Raw genomic sequence first — 18,085 nt, 5'->3', positions numbered from 1 at the left:
TGGGACAAAAAAGCCAGCCTGACGCTGCGGGTTACCAACCCATTAGCACGGGATGTGCGGATCACCACCACGCAGCAAGCGCCAACCTTTACCGCTCAGGGCGTTAATTATTTTGTCAATCGGCAGGTTCAGTTAGCCTTCGAATGGCAGTTTGGTCAGCTGAAAAGCGGGACCAGTAAGCCGAGCAAGAAAATCAGTAATGACGATCGGAGTGGCCGGTAGACAGCCTGGTTTATTAGCGGTCAGGGCGCAGCCAACGGGTTTTGTAGAAGCTAGAAAGAAAGGCAAAAACCAGAAACGTTAATCCGATCGAAAGGCTGTCTATCACACTCCACTTTTTAGCTACCATCTACTCCGCTAGCGTTCTTTAACGCCCTAGTTGCGCCTGAACGCTTGGCATAATGACGATTCAGAGGCTCTTTTGTTGCTACGTATACGTTCGTTTGTATGTTAACAAAAGAGCTATGCTGAGCTTCTTTAAATAAACGGACAAAGAATTACGATAAGGAAATTCTTTGTCCGTTTATATTGATTTTCAGTAGCTTACAAAGCCGAAAAGAAGTTTTTACGAAGATAATTATATCAAACTGACACTTACTACTATAAACACAATAATTAGCTATATGAATAAGCGAAAAATCTAATGAGGTATATTTATATAGATAACGAATATACTAAGTGTGGTATAAATAATAGATTTAATTATAATTTATAGTCATCAAATGATAATTATAAACTTTTTGGGTGATTTCGTCTGGAAAAATGGTGATTTCAGACAGATCCATTTAGTAGACTAGGCTAAAAGACACCAACTTCAGTTCGCTCAGCGAAAATCCCAGACAAATGTTCAACCCTATCAAATTACAAGATTATGAGACTCATTTACACAGCCTGTATCTGCTTACTGATTGTAGTAGGTAATTTTCGGAAACTTTATGCCCAACAAAAAGCCGAACCGGCGTTCCAAACATTAACCAGGATTAGTATACCAACTGAAACTATTAAACTTAAGCCTAATCAGCCATACGAGCATAGAGTCTATCTACACACTGGTGAGGTAGCTAACTTAAGAGTGCACACTAGAATCCCCTTAAAATTAGGGAATGTCCTTAAAAAAGTAACCCCATTTATAGGGGCTGGCATGGCGCAATTAAGCCAAGAAAAAAACGGGCAGATCGATAATTCGAGTCCGAGATTAGGAAATAATCAATTAACAGCTGGAGCAACGATTGGAATAGGTACATTCACTAGTATATCTGGGCAACATAATATCAAAACTTTTGCTACGATTGCTTTATATGATAAAATGGGGCAATTACTTAGTTCAAGAAGAAAATGGCTCAGACAAAAAGACGAACTGGTTCGATTAAGTACAGGATTGCAGGACGGGTTTGCAGTTATCACGTTTGTCAGCCCCGTCGAGCAGTCTATTGTTATTGGAGATAATAGACAAAACTCTAGAACAGTAGATCAATTGAAAGGAGAATCTACTAAGGGTGGAAGATTAGGGGTTGCAGATGGTCCGGCCAATGGTCCGATAACGGCAAATGGTCCCTATGAAGCAGGTGATGAACCTGCAGGAGGAAATTGCACAGATTGGTGGCTAGTTACCTATGAACGTGAAACAGGAACCATCGTCGATGAACAGTATGTGGGTAGAAGTTGTGATGGAAGTAATCAGGGGGGGGGCATAAATGATACAGAAAAAAATTGCAAGGAATGCAAAGCCATGCACACAAAAGAAAGAAATGCCCAAATGACTTTAGCAAAAGAGAGAATGGTAAAGAGGCTTAGCGTTGGTTGTCACCTCATTGCAGGTGGCACTTTCGTTACATTAAATGTTGTAAGTTCTTGGCTTCATGTCCTGCCTGGTGTTGGTACGGCCACGGTAGAAGCAATCTCTGCTTTAGGAGCACTAGTTGTCGATATAGATTGTTTAGTTGACACTGCATTAGAATATAATGCACAAAAGGCAACAATAGACGCGAAATATTACGACGATATGAATGGCTGCGGTGGCTGTCCCTATTAATGAGGTATTGGATTGTGTAGTTTCAACTATAACTCAGAATACTACTATGTTTTACCCGCTATATTTTTCTGCTTCATTTTTGACAATATTATTCATTGTGTATCCTTTAATTAACAGGACTATTGGCAATCCCAAAAGAGCTCTCTTGTACTGCTTTCTGCTATATACTACTCAGGCACTGGGTCTATTATGGCTAGATAATCACTTGAATCTAGATCTTTAGTAGTGTGAAAAGGCTACCGAAAGGATTATACAATAGTGTGTTTTGAGTTCTTAGCACAAAGTGGCCTTCTTTCGCCAAGCGTTAAAGTCGGTTCAATATGCAATAGGGCTTGGCATATTGTTTTTCGTTGTCCTCTCAAAAAGCGGCCTGACAAAGCGAAAGTCGACCGTTTTTAGAAGTTGCTGGTAAAAATGGTGAGTTAGTGCCAGTTTCACCAACGAAGTTTAGAACGTGGGTCTTTAGTGCAAAACGGGGCCAAAATGAAAATAGCCCCGTTTTGCACTAAAGACCCACGTTCTGACATTTTTATATACATATAGGGGTTGCTGACACAGTTGGGGTATATCCGCCACCAAGGGCAGTTAACATCCTGTACGTTAGCAACTTGTTAGAAAACTTATACTCTTAACGTTCGATTATAGCAGTTAATAATTTTGCTATTTAGGTACGTGTAAAAGCAGTCATTTTAGATACTCTTAAGCCTTTAGATGACGTTAAGACCATCCCAGCCCAAAATACAGCAGTGAATTACCCAATCTTACACTTATTTCGGGTGCTAAACGCTACTTGCCAAAGTAGCTCCTAGACTAGGTAGTTAAATCTGCATAACTAATTGATTAACAATTTCTTATAGGCTATACGTGGCGGATATACCCTGAATGTGTTAGCTACCCTTATAGACGACCTTTCGCTTGTGTATGGAGTACAAACCTGCAGGGGTCGTTCCTGGTTTGTAACCCCTACCTATTACGGCCAAATCCAGTTAGCGCTAGTCCGCTAACAACTGTTTCAGATTCGCGTATTCTTCCCGCTCTAAAAGGTCAATCGTTCCCCCGGTGGCTAATCGGATTCGGTCCCGGCATTTGCTGATTCGAGATAACAGCGGTTGAATGATGGTATTACTATGATTCACAAAATCGTAGAGGTCTCCCTCACATGAGGGGATTTTGTAGCCTTTAGTGCTGCTAGCAATAATGACGCCCGCATCCCGGAGCGGAGCAATCACTCGCGTTTGAAAGTAATGTAGGCTGGGCAAACTGCCGCGCCGTTCCTCAATGTGCGCCATTAATTCCCGGCTTGAAATGTAACGAGTGGGATCAACATGGCGGAAGTGAAACAACAAATAATTTAAGCAGGTAACCTGGTCAATTTCTTGAGGGGAACGACTGGCCAGTTTGCGATGTAAAAAGTCTTGGCCTAAGCCCACACACAGTTCAGCTAGACCAGCATTGTAGTTGGCTTGATCGGGCAAGCTCTGGGCCACCACGGGGGCAAATACGTCTGGCCAGTATTTTAGGGTAAGTAACTTAGGTTTCAATAATCGTACGAAGCTCGCTCGTTCGGATGATAGAACCGTTTCATCATAACACCGGGCTAGGGTGCCCGCTACGAAATCAGCCGCTTGGACAAGAAGACTTGCTTGGCTGTTGACAAAGCGAAAACTAGCCTGGTTAAACAGGGTCGGCACGTGTCGATTATAGATGTACTGGGTGAATCCCTGCATAAAACTCTCGTCACCGTGTCGATCCGCCACTAATTCCAGATTAGGGAAGCTCCGGTACAGTTCTCGGTCGGCTAGTCCATGCAGAAACTTGTAGAAGGACCCTTTGTAATAAAAGCCCTCCCCGCGCAGCTCTCTTTTATCGACGACAAGAGCAAATAGTTGAAAGGGAACGGTCAGCAGTTGTTTAAGGATCAAGATCCGGCGCTTATCATCGCTGCCTACTTTGGCTGATTTGATAGGGCCGGTTTGAAAGAAGCGTTTACGCACCTCCTCTAATTGAGTTTCAGCCTCACTCAGCTGTTCTTTGCGTAGAGTGATGGCGGTGACTATGAAATGGGTGGAAACACCTTGCTTAGTAAAGTCAAGGCCATTGTTTCCCCACTCATCCAAAAAGGCAATATGATCATTCATCAGACAATTAGTAAGCTAGCAAGCAAGTTACTGATTGTCGCTGACACCTTTTATCCCCTTTTTCTTATCAACAAGCCTTAGATGCAAGGGGGGCGGAAGGACCATTGCCTAAACCAGTTTTAAGAAGACGCCCTCTCTACCTTTGTCAAAATGGGGTGATGATACCCCTAAATCAAGAGAAGTTTTCGGATTGGCTAGATAAAGGTCTTAAAGCACAGTTAAAATTACCCGAATTTCAAATGGCTGAAAATGATGTTCTCGAAAGATATAACGGTGTCTTGAACCCTTAAAAGTGAGCCAGTGAAAAGTAGAGTAAAAAAATTAACTTTCACAGGGTTTACAAAAGGGAAATGAAAGCAGCACGATTCACCGAATCGCAGATTGTAGCGATCGCTCCGGCGACCCGGTCTTAAACAGCAGGATAGTGGGCAGACAATTGCTCAGATCACCCGCGAACATGGCATCAGCGAGGCCACATTTTACAATTGGCGAGCCAAATACGGTGGTATGCAGGTCTCGGAGGTGAAGCGGCTCAAGGAGTTAGAAGACGAAAACCGCCGACTCAAAAAGATGTATGCCGAACTAAGTTTGCAAAACGAAATCATCAAGGAGGCACTGGCAAAAAAGTGGTAGGGCCCGCCGAGCGTCGAATAGTGGTAAGGTGGATAGTTGACCATAAACAAGTTAGTCAACGTAAAGCCTGTCGTTGGGTGGGCCTGAGTCGCAATGCCGTAGCGGAACCAGTAGCCATAAAAGAGAAAGACAAAGCATTAGCAGGCCGGATCGAACAGTTGGCTCGACGCCACAAGCATTGGGGCGTGCTGAAGATACATCAGCGGTTGCGTAAACAAGGCGAACGAATCAATCATAAGCGGATTAGGCGATTATACAGAAAGTTAGGGTTGAGTTTACGACGAAAGGCTAAAAAACGGTTACCGGATGCGGTCCGCAAGCCGCTGCCCAAAGCAACAGCTTGTAATCAGTGCTGGTCGCTGGATTTTACGTCTGACAGTTTAACAGGTGGGCGTAAGTTTCGGACGTTGAATGTAGTTGACGACTACAATAGGGAAGCGTTAGGTATTGAGCGGGGCCGCCCGTGCGGTAGATTACTCATTACCATCACGCCGAGTCATCCGATTACTGGATCAATTAGTGGAACGATTCGGTAAACCGGAGCGGATTCGGAGTGATAATGGCCCGGAATTTATTAGTCAGGCTTTGCCAGATTGGTGTAAAGATCAGACGATCGAATTGTGTTGGATCGAACCGGGCAAACCGACTCAGAACGCTTATATTGAGCGCTTTAATGGTACTTTTCGCCGAGAGGTTTTAGACGCTCATATTTTTGCGAGTATTAGACAGGTACGCCAAACGGTGGCTGTGTGGCTGGTGGAGTACAACACGGAACGACCCCATCAGGCTTTGCAGTTCATGACGCCAGTTGAGTATCGACAGGTGGCTTAAATTCCAGTCAAAACTGGCTCACCGAATGGGGTAAGGACATAACCAGCTTTGCGCTTCGTCAATCGATATATCATATTCAGGCGGTAAATAATACGATAGTGGTTTATTCGCTTGCTGGATACTAGGTTCTGGCAGCACCTTTTGGGTACAACTCCAACAGAATAGACACAAACAAATTAATAAGTTTTTAAGAACCATTTTCTGTTATATAGTTGGCATTATGTTAGTGGATAAAAGATGTAAATGACATTTTAACAAGCCACTATCACATTTTATAAAAGTGCAATCTAATGAACCTTGTAACTCTTTATTAGGCTTACTATTTCTTGAATTGATGTTTCAGTAATAGCGTTCTTGGAATGGATACTGAAACCACACTCTGCGTCATTAGGATCTTCTTTAGCCAACGTATCTATGGCCATGCCCCAACTGATTCCATAGTTATATGAAAAGAGCAGCTCCTTCAGTTCCTGAGATTTCTTCAGATTTGATACATTTCCCAACTCTTGGCGAGATAAGCCGCTCCAATCAAAACCAATTATATTTTCAAACTCATTGGTTTGGTCAGTAATCTCAAAGTCAAGCCTGATTTCTGATCCAGGAGAGCCACTATTAGGGTCGATGCTTATAGGAGGAAAGATTCGCCAATTGTCAGCCATGCTAGAATCCATTTTTTGTGTTGTATAAGTGACGTGGCTGTTGCAAAAGTCGGGATCGCCCCGAATTGGCTCACCTTCCAGCCAATTATTAGCCATTGATTGGGGCAATAATCACTGACAATTTAAGCAGAATTAACCCACTCCGGACTTTTGCAACAGCCACTGACGTTATGTTAGCTACGCTTAAAAGTATGACGATTATCGCTGTCGTACAGACTTAACTGTGATCCAACCCAGCTCTTTAAAATTTGGCCTTTCGTCGAGCTGGTAACGCAGCCAGATTGGATTATTTGCCTTAGCATAAGGCGTAGGTATGTCCGCTCGGTAAAGGGTAGAATCGACCCGCACAAACCAGCCCCCACACAAGCCACACATTTGAGGATCAATGCCGATTACGGTCGCTGCGATTTCGGAGGGCTGTACTTCATTACAGCTCATCAGACTACCTAGTAAAACCAATATTGCTAGAGCCTTTTTCATAATGGTAGTTTTTAGAGAATAGACCTTCTAAGCTGGCAGTTAGTTGGAAAATCCTGTTGTATATTAAACTCAGCGGGGCCGTCACCAGCCCCGCTGGTCTTCAGAACCGTGCATGAAGCTTTCACCTCACACGGCTCCTCAATGAAGTGGTAGTTGTCACCTACACCTTGCCCGACAGTTCTGGTCGATCAGTGGCTGTCTTTTTATCGTGGCAATGCCGATGAAGAAGTTGTAGATTGGTCATCACATCTTTCCCTCCTTGTAAACGGGGGACAATATGATCCATCTCCAGTATATCTTCATCGCGAAAGAACAGATTGCAATGTCGACATTTTCCTTTTTGCTTTTTAAGTAATAAGGAAAATCGATTACTCACTTGAGGTGAACGCCCCAACCGAGTACTCCAATAAATCCAATCACCATCATAGGGACTCCGATTTCGCTGCACCTTAATATGCCGGATGATAGGCGTTTCACTATGGTGACGTAGTCGGATAAGTGAGCCTTTAAGTCGAACCCCAAACAACCATCCTTTCCCTTTTTCCATCTGCCAATATTTAGCATAGGTCCAACGGACTGATTTGATGGGGTGTCGGCGTTTAGCCCAAGTCTTTAATTTCCCAAAGATGAGATGATCCAACTTCGTAAAGTGTTCTTTACTAACAACTCTTGAATAGTAGGTGGACCAGCCTCGGATAACCGGATTTAACTCATTGATCAGCGCTACTTGACTGTTGCTCTTATGGCGGTCAACGAGTTGGCCTACGCGTTTATAGTGTCGTTTAGCACTCTCTTTGGCTGGTTTGATGAGGGTTGTAAACCGCAGCCTACGTTTTTCTTGATTGATTTGATCCGGCTCTTTTGGAAATTGACGAATCGTAAAACCAAGAAAGTCAAACCCGATACTATCTTCATAAGTCTGAAGAGTATGGGTTATTTTCGTTTTGCTGGGTTTGAGCACTAAGCCCATGCTCATTAACCAACTAGCAATATGTTCCCGGCATAATTGAACGGTTTCCAAGTCCTCATGAACCAGCACGAAATCATCGGCATATCGAATAAAATGGACGGGATTGCCTATACTCATTTTATGGTTACCGATCCCTCGTTTAGGCTTGACTTCCTGTTTTAGCCATTGTTCCATACCATGAAGGGCAATATTGGCCAATAAAGGGGAAATTACTCCGCCTTGTGGGGTGCCTTCCAAGGTTGGGTACAAGGTATCGCCGTCCATTACACCCGCCTTGAGCCAGTTGCTAATCTGTCCTCGTAAGCTCGGGAATGTGGCTAGTTTAGTCAATAGTGCCTGATGGTCAATGCGGTCGAAGCATTTAGCAATATCGGCATCCAAAACATACTTGGGTTTGTGACAGATACTACTAAAGATGGCCGCGATGGCATCATGGGCTGAGCGTCCTGCCGGGCCGCCGGAGCGGTCGAAACCCGTAGCTGTTTGGCTCAAACTTAGCCTCCCATTGCGGTTCCAGCGCCTGTTTGACAAGTGCTTGTAAAGCCCTGTCGTGTAGCGTAGGAATACCCAAAGGGCGTTTTTCAGTTGAGCCCGGTTTGGGTATCCAAACCCGTCGGGTCGGCTTAGGTTTTTGAGTAGGTGCCAACTGACTAACCAGGTCTAGACGGTGCTTCGGGGGAAGTGATTTTACCCCATCTACCCCGGCCGTATGCTTACCCTGATTGTCTTGACTCACTCGCCGAACGGCCAGACATTTGGCTGACCAGGATCTCATCAATGTTTTCTGGAGTTGTCGAACTGTTCTTTTATCGTCACGTTGCGAGGCTTTGAATATGCGCGTTTGCAGCTTAAAAACGCTCCGTTCCAGCTTGTGCCAGGGGATCGTTTTCCAGTCCATCATCGGGTTTTGACTCCGTGCTTTAGCCATGTTGACTGCTACTAGTACCCATTCACTCCACCTCATCGTGCCTACGTCAGCTTATCCCACTCGTTACAGTGGGCCTTTGCTTCTTAGGCAATCTTGCCTCGTACCGGCATCTGGTTAGCACCTACTCTAACAAGTAGAGAGCCGACACAAGGTTACTTCGTTCCTGGTAGTCGTTGGTTGAGACCTTAGAATGATGCTATCTGCCGGGTTTGTTGGGGATGCAACTGGTCGTAAGATTACCGCCAGCCCCTTATCCGTGCCATTTTGGCCACAGCCTGTTAACCTACGTTGGCTGTTCCATATTAACGACAGTTTACACGCATCTTCGCTTTCGCTATCCATAGTCTCTTGCTCGTCGAAGTTTGATGTTAGGTTCATCATTACCGTCTTTTCGCCCCGCTTTACGGATTGAGGACTAGTCGCTACCGTAGGGGTGATGCTTTTACTCCTGCATCGGGAGAGAGGGACTCGCACCCTCACGACTACCAAGTTGTCAAAGAGGTTTCCCCCTTTGCCACCCGTCCCTGATCTGTCAATCATTTAGGGTGAACGAATCGCACAATCACTTATATGTTAAGTACTACATTATGTATGACAAAAACAAGAGGTGTCATACACAACGTATGACACCTCAGAATTTCTCAAAAAGAGTAAAATGGCTTAATAAACCGGGCTTATTTGGCCAGTCCAGTCACGAACTGTCCGGGGAAGTGGGAGCGGCCCGGGTCTAGCAGTGACTCAACGATCGTGGTGAAGCAATACCTGACCTATGTATTTAGTAATCGATCACCAATACTTAATTGATGGGCAGGTAGGGGAGTGTATTATGGGAAATATACTATTTCATTTACACCAAACTTCAGTAAAATAGTTGCGATTATTTATTGAATAAACACAACTATCAGTTTTCATGAATTCGTTCACGAAAAGGCTGACTTTTACGCTGTTAACCGATTCCAAACCATCAGTAAGGCGGCAAGTGATGTCTCAGTGATTATATCTCCCCGTTGAAGTAAGGCGGGTAGATCGGCGATAGGCACCAAAACTGTCTCGATAACTTCTGAATCATTCTCCTGCCCTTGCGAATCTTTTGTAACAGCATTTGCAAAATAAACAAACGTACGAGCGGACATTCGGGCTGGCTTGGTGACTAGCGTAGCAATATACTCCACATTTGGTGTAAAATAGCCCGTTTCCTCGCTGAGTTCACGAATAATCGTTTCATTAGCGACCTCTTTTGACTCAACAATTCCGGCTGGCAACTCTAGTACTATCCCTCCAAATCCATGCTTGTATTGTCGTACAAGCACTAACTCATTTTCTTGCGTAACCGCTACAATTACCGCTCCGTCCGGGGCTTCAACGACAAAATAATCATCTATTTCCCTTCCGCTGGGTAGACGGCATGTGTCCTGGCGTACGCGCAGCCACTTGGATTTAACTAACTCACGGGTAGATACTGTCTGCCACGATTGTAACTTTTCCATTGCTCTTTATAGCTGATTCCTCTTTAATGCCGAGGAGTGATTTACCCATTTTCGCTAAATCATCCTGTAGTGTACCTTTTTGAAAAGCAGGTTTAGCTTCAACAATACATTTAATAAATATAAGCGATATGGCCACCATCCAAATACTTATGACCAGTCTTTTCACATCTCGTCTTCCTTTCCGAATCCTATACTTGGCTCCGGGTCCCTTCAACGGTATAGCCATTGTATCAAGACCAATAAGTTTCTCAATCGCTTCAACTACGTCTTGTGATTTCTCCTGAAAAGAGCGGTGTTTCTCAGCCGAATTAAACCAAAAGTTTATCAGCACAATAGACCCCATCCCTAGAAGGAAGGTGCTGATGAAATTACCATCTTTTACAGAAGCCAACCCCGCTAAGGAAAGCGGAATAAAAATACTACTGACAGTCCAGATCCGGTCGTTGTCCTTAAGGAAACGTTCCGTATAGCGTTGATGAATGAATCGAAGCCAGTCGTCCTGTCGGTCAACTGGTGGATGTTTCGAGATATTCTCTAATTGCCTGATTATTTTCGCTATGTATTCCTCTTCAGGTTCCATGATAGGTATCAATACGTACGAAAGTAATCATTCTAGTCCACTATTACCTGAACAGATCAACTATGTCACATTGAGGTAGTCGTTTACTCGGCGTACGCTACAGATAGCGTTGTACTGATGTAAAATTAATCGTCTTATAAACCGCTCTTGAATTGAAAAGAGGATAGATCACAATAGGACCACCCCAAGGTACCCTTTTCAACGCAGTTAGGCCACTACCAAATACAGAAAGAAATGTATGTGCTACAGTTGTCTTACAAGAGTAATAATTATGCGAAAAACCTCAAAAAATACGGGAAAAACCCCCTAGTCATGAACTATAAAAGTCTTGAAATTTGAACCATACTAAATCTTTTAAACCAGAATTTCAAGCTATGTTAAACACATCGTTATTTAAAAAGGCTAATATTGAAAAAGAAAATTTTGAAGAAAAAGTATTAGAAGCCTTGAATGGGCAACAACTCTTTTTTGCTCTTAAATGGACAAAGGGAGGTCCCTTGGTGCTTTTTCAACTATTTGTAAAAATAAATGATGAGGATGAAAAAGATGCTTTAAACGGAACTGCAATTAAAGATACAGATGGCGACATTAGTATCTTCCTTGGAGTATTCAAGAAGGGCGACAAACTAAAGATAACCTTTGGACTTAATGCTTTTTTAGCAATACCTCAAATTGTCTCTATGATTGTGCAAGCAAATCCGAGCTTAATCTTAGAAAGAAAACCAGATGCAGGTTTTAAAAATTTGAGCGGTGGTGAGACTTGGCAAGATACTTTCTCTATAACTATCCAGTAAACATGAAAAAATACATACTCTTTTATGCAATATCTTTATACTTTTTGAGTATAAGAATTGCTTTTTCTCAAACAGCAGATACAAACAGAGTCAACTTTTTCAGTTCTGTTATAAGCACAAATATTAAGCCACAATTGTTCAATGATATCAGTTTTGGCGGATTCGACCTTTTGGCAGCTAATTTGCAATTCTCAAAAGATAATTCCCTACAAAAGGTAGTGTTTTCTCCATTTAAACTTTTTAATGATCCATCTATTTTTAAAGATTCAAGAATTAACTTTTCACAAAAGAACGGGATTTCTACTTTTGGTATAGCATATGGGTTTGATAATACAAACCCATACAATAAAGGTAAACGAGTAGCTAATGTTTTTATGCGATTACCTCCCTTCCCTGCTCTGACTCCACGGGGAGCAGGTGAATCTGAAGATGATTTCAAAAAAAGACAAAAGAAATATCTTGATGATTTAGCTCTTGCACGAATTGGATTCATGCAAGAGTTAGCAAAAAACATGATTTCTTTTACTATTGGCTATAATATCTCTCTTTTTGAACTAATAGGCGGTACGCCTGTCCCTATAGTTTCAACGGGTGCAGACAACGGTTTAATCAGCAATCAATTTTCTACAAAATCTCATAACTACTCATTAGATGTAAACTATGGAGTAAATGAAAATTTTGCAATTAACGTTGGCGGTGTGTATAAAAGACAAAGACTATCTGCTGTGGAAGGACAAGAGTTAGCTGATTATTATGGTTTCAATACTTCAATAACTGGAAGAGTAATATGGTTAACTCCAAAAGACAAACTTATTAACAATGCTGATTACAGAAGTTCTCTGTTCATACCATCAATATTAATAGGCCTTTCGCTTGAAACATTGAACGCTACAGGAAATCCAAAATTTTATGAAGATAGTATTTCATACCAGCAGATTATTACTCCATTTATAGATTTTAAAATATCACCTAAAAGTCAGTTTAGGCTAAGCGTACCAATCAAAAAATACACTAAAGTTGATACCGATTTTGTTTCAACTGGTCCCTTTTTACAATATACAATAGAGCTAGCTAATCGCAACTAGGTTATTATATATGATTTTATTACGGAGTAGAGTAATCATTTATTAACCTAGTTACGATTAGCCTGTTCCACAGTTTCGACGAACTCCTCCGTTAAAACCGTATGTATATAGGGATCGTCAATTTCCTCATCCGCATTCGGGATGGTCGTTTGCTTATGTTCGCTCATAAACCCAAGCTAATCTTTTCTTTCTACACGAAGTAGCAACTTCCCAAAGTTTCAAAGACTAGTAACTTATTTGGCATAATCGATGCTAAAATTGGCCAATCTGTCAGGATGTCATGTAGTCTACATACGTTGCCCTGTTTCGTAACAAAGCCATGACGGACCTTATGCATATGTACATGGAGTAACAAACCAGTAACCTTCGTTACTGGTTTGTTACTCCATGTTTGCTTTATTCTCATAAAAACGCTGATTAAACATTTATTTCGCTGCTTTTTGACAAGTGGGACGATGGCTAATTCGGATTTCCGTACAGAGTAATCCCCGACCAGTAATATGGATGGTCGTGCTGAGCTTTAACACGCAATAGACTTTGGCGTAGGCTTGTTGTCTTGCGGGTTTGATTGATGCTGGCATAAAAGGATTCAAACAGGATGGCTGTCACCCGATCGTCTACTTCCCATTCCGTCAGCAGATACGTAGAAGCGCCCGCTTGCATCAGCGCCTGGAGAAACCCAACGGGTTCAGCCCCCGTCATGACTTCATTCTGACCCGTTTGGCAGGCGGCTAGTGAGATGATCTCGGTATTCTTGAGGTCCAAAGTCTGAAAATCGGTCGGTCTTAGTACAGTGCGTTTGTCCCCCTTGGCTAAAAAGATAACCGAACCCATCGGATCAAATCGGTTAAATACACCGTGAGCGATGATATGGATCAGGTTATTCCCCCTGGCCATCCGAAGAAAATTCTCCGGACTGGATGGGTTCGGATCGTAGGGACGAATCAGGCTGTTCTGACTTGTCACCCGATCCGCCAGGTATGTAACAGAACAGTGCCGCTGGGCGAGGACCTTCCCGACCGAAGTCAGCTCTTGAACCCCATGTTGCAGACTGGCCAGCCGATAATTGGGGTTTGATTCCCGCAGCGAGGGAATTTCGCTAAACACCGCTTCCCCCGAAACGCTGGATAAGGCGGCTACTAGCAGGGCACGCTGAATGGGTATTTTCGGTTTTTGGAAAAGCAGTTGTGCGATCCGCGCTGAAGGAATCAGCGAAACCTCATATTGATCGATCAACTGGTTATCCTCACGTATCAGCGCATACCAGGGAAGGCCGTACAGGGATTGATCAGGGGCAATGATCAACCGGCTGGGATGATCGGGTAGCCCCACCAGGCAGCTCAGAAGTCGGTCTCCCAGAAAGGCAAGTTCCTGACGTAGCTCATCGGGCAACTCGTCAGCAAGAATCGATGAGCGGGCCGCCGGGTTGGCGACGTTAAGGAACACTCGGGTTTTCTGCAGGCTGGCCAGAAGCTCTGCATCATCAATGTCCAGGATCTTGAGCGTGATTGGTTTACCGGCTTGCAGCATAAGCACAAAGGCAATGTCGGGAGAAACGAAATAATTCAAAAAGACATCGCCTTTATTAAGCGTACTTGCTACAAATTTGGCCAGATCTGCCTGCGTAGAACGGCTAGCAAATCGGGTATTGTCAACTTGGTCAAAGAAGGTCTGCAGTTTCCAGTCCTCCAGTGCGTTGAACAACTGGGTTGTCGGTGCTTTGGTGTCAACCAGTAGTTTGAAATGCCAGCCCGCAATGTCATTTTTCCCGGTTAGAAACGCGTATTTATGATTTTTCACCCCGATTAGCCTTCGGATATCTTTGACCAGCTCAAAGGAACGCGCCGAATAGGAGAGCGCCTGACCAAGGTCCCCTGCTTTATAAAAGAGTTTAGACAGCTGATAAGCCGAATAACAGGTAAACGCATTGGGAATACCGGCCGTTAGTTTTTGGTTTAACTGGAAATAATACGTAGCTTCTTCGGTATTTTGCAAGGCCAGACTGCAACTGGCATATAGGTATGTATATTCGCTGGCGTATAGACTCCATTCGGTTTCGTTCGTAAAAGCAATCCCCTGGTCTAAGAGCTTTAATGCGATATCGGGCAAGTTTTGGGTATAAGCGATAAGCGCTCCTGCCAGCAGGAGTTCCGGCGTTTGATTGCCGGTTCTGAAGCCACGTGTTATCCGAACGGCCCGTATCAAATAATCCAGCTTTTCGATCGACCGGCTGGCCGGTAACGTATTGGCAATGATCTGAAAGTTGATCGCCATCGCTCCATAATCGATGCCATCGTCATCCTCTTCAGCTTCTTCCTCTTCGGCTTTGTCTTCTGCCGTCATCGGTTGCACGGGTTTTTCGCCCAGAAAGGTCAGCTTTAAAGCGGCACGGGCAACCTGATTGGACGATTTCTGGTCGCCGATGGCATTGAAATACAAAGAAAGATTACTTTTTACAACTTGATTCTTTCCGCCTAAGGTACTATCCAGCGAGAAAAAACTGCGATACGCCTGGTTGAACTGACCGCGTTCGAGATAATTCAGCCCCATTAGGTTGAGGATATGAGTCGTTTGCTTTTCCTGGGAAGTCAGTTGCTCTCGATAAACATCGAACTCGGCGTGGTTACTTGTCCGGACAAACGCCTCAAAAAGCTGAATTTTACAGTTCAGTATAAAGTCCGCATTCACCTTTCGGGTGCGGGCCAGATTACTGAGAAAGGAAATCATTTTTTTGTTCAGTTCAATGACGGCCAGCCAGTTTCTCATTTCACTCAGTATCTCCATTTCGTCCATGTAGGCCATTTCCAGGTTTTGATAATCCTGTTCGGTCTGAATGGGCGATCGCGACGCCGACGAAGCATTTAAGTAAGCGTAAACCGATGGGTATTCCCGCTCCTCTCGAAGTAATCTTCGGATTATGTTTGGGCTTAGCCCCATGATGCTGCGATGAGCTCGAACCATCATTTCTGAAGAGCTGGGCAGTTCACCGATCTGAAGCATGGCGTTCACCCGGGCATCGTATTTATAAAGTTCGGAGACAAATCGTTTCGGACATTGATTGCATTCAGCTACCCCGATTGCTAATCGGTTGATGGCAATTAATTCTAGATCCGGCTCATCATCCAGGTTGAGCAATATAATATCGCCATGATCGTATTCATTTATCTCATGGATGATCGAGAATGGGTTTAAGCCATATATAGCGGCATCCAGAAAGCCTGCACTGCCTGATCTGCCCGTTTGGATCAACTCCTTTTTACCATCACCGGTCACATCCTTAAAATAAGTCGCTTCAAATCCGTAAAGGGATACGACGAACACCTGGTAACCCAGGTTTGTGTGTTGAATAATTTCCGTGGTTAGATCATCTCGTTCGGATAAGTAAACAAGCACGATCGAATTTCCCTGCCGATGTACTTCTTCAAGCCTGAGTTCATCCGGAGTATCGGACTCACCATAGCCAATAGACTTCGTCGCAGCCGAATCCCGAAGGATACCAAACGCTTTATTCTGCTGAACGATTTCGACTGAAAAGGTCGAGTCCGTATACTGAAACAACTCGGTCAGGTGGCTAAGACTACTATCGGGAAGTGAGATTGGCGTAAGGGTATAAGAATCCGGCTGAACTAGCTTTTCTGGCTGAATAAATTGCTTTCGCTTATTATGGGTTAACAAGGCATTGAAGTAATGCTCATTTCGCCGACTGGAGTCCAGATCCAGATCAATCACGCCCTCCAGCTTATCTTTCCCGATGGTCACTTCATCATACCAGCCAGCATTGGGTAACGCAGCCAGCAGATCGGCAAATCGCCCAATCAACTTCGTGTTTTCACCCGTTGGTTGATCGGGTAGTAGCGTGTGCCTACGCAGGTTCGTATCACCGATACCTAAAACCCACTGAATGCGCGTTTGTAACCGGGTAATCGAATCGCTTTTCAGTTGAGCCAGCTTGATCAACTCATCCGCCCGCCTTAACAGGCCTAACTGTATATACGTCTGAACAGCCTCAAAGGCAATCGAGTCGGAGGTTTCATTGTGAATTTTTTTTTGGGCAAACAGCTCACTTATCTTCACCAGCACCGGGTACGGGTCATCCCGACAGATGCTATCCTTTAGCTGTACCGTCCGTGATGCAACACGAAGAAAGTTCATTGATTTCGTCAGTTGGCGCACCGGTGCGTTCTCCAGTACGGAATCGACTACCTGGACCATAGCACAATTGCCGCTGGAGACCGCCAGAGATAACTGGTTGTTCAAAGCGGTCCAGTCAGGCTCCTGATATGAAGCCAGTTTGGGTTTAGCCGGTTCTGTTGTGTGATAAAACAGCACAAACGCTCCTAGCATCAGGCTCAGTAAAGCCGCCAGCAGGATAGCCGTTTTTTTTGGGATCATGGCTCATCACCCGGTTAGAAGGCGATCAAATCGACAAAGCGGCCTACAGAAGCCTCCCCACGCGTGGCGACGGGTTCGCTTTTAAAAATAGTTGTTACGCCGGCAATGACTATCGGCAGGCATACCCCGATACCAAAGGCAACCCAGAGGCTATTTTTTCCTCGGGCGAGTTTGCCATACGGGAAAATGCTGGCAACAAATCCTGCCAGCAATACATACATCAGGGTTGCTACTAGATAAAGTTCTAAACTGAAGGTGATGTCGGGCATCGTCCAGCGTTTGGAGTAGAGCAGCAAGATATCCGGCGCAACGGCCCCAATGCCACCTGTGATAGCCAGATTTAAGCGGCTTTCCGGGACGGTTCCGGAATTCTCTTTGTTTGTCATGGGAATGATGTGGTTAATGCCTTTGCCTCAGTTGTATGGCTCAGGCTATAGGAGTCTATTTACGTAAATAAGAAACTAAGTAAATAAACTGCACAATGATAGCAGAAAAAGTAAGCAATAGACATCTTGGCAACAATTTAATTCCTTAAGTATGTGCTACTTAAAACTAAAATGCATATCTGTTACCGTTTCAAAATGACTAATAACGATCAAAGGGATAGCTTAAACTGAAAAACGCCATCTGCATTCGGAAAGGGACCGTTTGAATGAAATGACTACACAAAAATATGCTGATAGCTAATTAGTTAGAGTCTATTTTAACTAAGTAGATGAAACTTTTTTACCAGTTATACAGAACAGCCCATTTTTGTTTCGGTTGCCACCAACTTTTAACTAAACTGTCAAGCTGGCAGATTTTACGTTAGGAAAAGCCGTGGCTGATGATTTAGATTTGCTTTGTCACAAGGCTAGAACGCTGGTTTTAGTAACTACTCAATTTAATCTGAAGCATTCACCCCGATTTACATCGTCAAAAAGACGTGTAATTCGGAGTGAATGCTTTTATAGGGAGTATATAAAACGGCTCCCAATAAAAAAAAAATCAGATTAGTGATTAACTGAAGTTACGCAGGCAGTGTGTCTGCCAGCAGATTGTTTTGTTGCATAAGCCTTAATTCCGATAAAGCAGCC

General features: G+C 43.8%; 13 protein-coding genes and 1 pseudogene. 5 read left to right on the top strand and 9 right to left on the bottom strand.

The features are described from left to right. A partial coding sequence (locus IC230_RS33750) for a hypothetical protein (RefSeq protein ID WP_191043495.1) occupies positions 1 to 222 on the top strand: 222 nt, incomplete at its 5' end. Between the two features lie 649 nt (positions 223 to 871). Next, positions 872 to 2,032, top strand: a complete 1,161-nt coding sequence (locus IC230_RS33745) for a hypothetical protein (RefSeq protein ID WP_191043494.1) — start codon at positions 872 to 874, stop codon at positions 2,030 to 2,032. Positions 2,033 to 3,024: 992 nt separating this feature from the next. Here the strand turns inward: IC230_RS33745 and IC230_RS33740 are convergent. After that, the gene (locus IC230_RS33740; protein ID WP_191043493.1) at positions 3,025 to 4,170 is read right to left on the bottom strand and encodes a DUF3800 domain-containing protein; all 1,146 of its coding nucleotides are present in this window, start codon (positions 4,168 to 4,170) and stop codon (positions 3,025 to 3,027) included. Between the two features lie 350 nt (positions 4,171 to 4,520). Between IC230_RS33740 and IC230_RS33735 the strand changes: the two are divergent. Continuing rightward, a pseudogene (locus tag IC230_RS33735) lies at positions 4,521 to 5,634 on the top strand (IS3 family transposase). Between the two features lie 287 nt (positions 5,635 to 5,921). On the opposite strand, the gene IC230_RS33730 reads toward IC230_RS33735, so the two are convergent. From IC230_RS33730 to IC230_RS33710, 6 genes are all read right to left on the bottom strand, one after another. Then, the gene (locus IC230_RS33730) at positions 5,922 to 6,389 is read right to left on the bottom strand and encodes a hypothetical protein (protein ID WP_191043492.1); all 468 of its coding nucleotides are present in this window, start codon (positions 6,387 to 6,389) and stop codon (positions 5,922 to 5,924) included. Between the two features lie 102 nt (positions 6,390 to 6,491). Next, on the bottom strand, positions 6,492 to 6,773 hold the full coding sequence (locus IC230_RS33725) for a hypothetical protein (protein WP_191043491.1): 282 nt from the start codon (positions 6,771 to 6,773) through the stop codon (positions 6,492 to 6,494). 160 nt (positions 6,774 to 6,933) lie between these two features. Beyond that, on the bottom strand, positions 6,934 to 8,235 hold the full coding sequence (locus tag IC230_RS34565) for a group II intron reverse transcriptase (protein ID WP_262893212.1): 1,302 nt from the start codon (positions 8,233 to 8,235) through the stop codon (positions 6,934 to 6,936). Further along, positions 8,174 to 8,671, bottom strand: coding sequence for a reverse transcriptase N-terminal domain-containing protein (locus IC230_RS34560; protein ID WP_262893211.1), 498 nt, complete (start codon positions 8,669 to 8,671; stop codon positions 8,174 to 8,176). Before IC230_RS34560 ends, IC230_RS34565 begins: the two co-directional genes overlap by 62 nt. 938 nt (positions 8,672 to 9,609) lie before the next feature. Further along, positions 9,610 to 10,158, bottom strand: a complete 549-nt coding sequence (locus IC230_RS33715; RefSeq protein ID WP_191043490.1) for an NUDIX hydrolase — start codon at positions 10,156 to 10,158, stop codon at positions 9,610 to 9,612. Beyond that, positions 10,118 to 10,738 (bottom strand): hypothetical protein, encoded by a 621-nt coding sequence (locus IC230_RS33710; protein WP_191043489.1) that lies wholly within the window; start codon positions 10,736 to 10,738, stop codon positions 10,118 to 10,120. The genes IC230_RS33715 and IC230_RS33710 overlap by 41 nt, the downstream gene beginning before the upstream one ends. Before the next feature lie 374 nt (positions 10,739 to 11,112). Between IC230_RS33710 and IC230_RS33705 the strand changes: the two genes are divergently transcribed. Together IC230_RS33705 and IC230_RS33700 are read left to right on the top strand one after the other, a co-directional pair. Next, positions 11,113 to 11,532, top strand: a complete 420-nt coding sequence (locus tag IC230_RS33705) for a hypothetical protein (RefSeq protein ID WP_191043488.1) — start codon at positions 11,113 to 11,115, stop codon at positions 11,530 to 11,532. A gap of 2 nt (positions 11,533 to 11,534) precedes the next feature. Continuing rightward, complete coding sequence (locus tag IC230_RS33700; RefSeq protein ID WP_191043487.1) at positions 11,535 to 12,617, top strand: hypothetical protein; 1,083 nt, start codon at positions 11,535 to 11,537, stop codon at positions 12,615 to 12,617. Positions 12,618 to 13,076: 459 nt separating this feature from the next. Here the strand turns inward: IC230_RS33700 and IC230_RS33695 are convergent, their stop codons facing one another. Both IC230_RS33695 and IC230_RS33690 read right to left on the bottom strand, forming a co-directional pair. Continuing rightward, a complete protein-coding gene (locus tag IC230_RS33695) occupies positions 13,077 to 17,009 on the bottom strand; it encodes a CHAT domain-containing protein (RefSeq protein WP_191043486.1) in 3,933 nt (1,310 codons plus the stop codon). Between the two features lie 14 nt (positions 17,010 to 17,023). Then, positions 17,024 to 17,395: a hypothetical protein gene (locus tag IC230_RS33690; protein WP_191043485.1), complete on the bottom strand. Its 372-nt coding sequence runs from the start codon at positions 17,393 to 17,395 to the stop codon at positions 17,024 to 17,026. Positions 17,396 to 18,085: the final 690 nt, after the last annotated feature.

This window comes from Spirosoma validum (genome assembly GCF_014699035.1).
GTDB lineage: Bacteria > Bacteroidota > Bacteroidia > Cytophagales > Spirosomataceae > Spirosoma > Spirosoma validum.
The sequence above is the reverse complement of the archived record's forward strand: the minus strand, read 5'-3'. Positions and strand labels throughout refer to the sequence as shown.